1 protein-coding gene is annotated in these 228 nt (G+C 35.1%); it reads left to right on the top strand.

What is annotated here, in order from left to right; translation table 11 throughout:
• Window positions 1–210 (top strand): hypothetical protein (locus SB660_RS24410; RefSeq protein WP_410585248.1); only part of this gene is annotated, 210 nt, incomplete at its 5' end.
• Window positions 211–228: the final 18 nt, after the last annotated feature.

The following is a 228-nucleotide window of genomic DNA, read 5'->3' as shown; positions in this document are numbered from 1 at the left end:
GGAAACTCTACAACGGGGCTTGGTTTCGGTGTAGGTCCTGGTTATTCTTATTTCATTACTCCAAACATCGGCCTTGAAGGTCTTGTAAAATATAATGGTATCACTGGTTTTGGTAATGAAGGTTTAACTTCTACTATTTCATTTAACGTAGGCTTTAGTATTTTCTTACCAACTTCCAAAGCGAAGCAGGTTATTAAAGATGTAAAATAAAAATCACTTCACATATAC

The sequence above is a fragment of the Bacillus sp. SIMBA_005 genome (assembly GCF_046535585.1).
Lineage (GTDB): Bacteria > Bacillota > Bacilli > Bacillales > Bacillaceae > Bacillus > Bacillus pumilus.
This window is presented reverse-complemented; position numbering and strand designations above follow the sequence as displayed.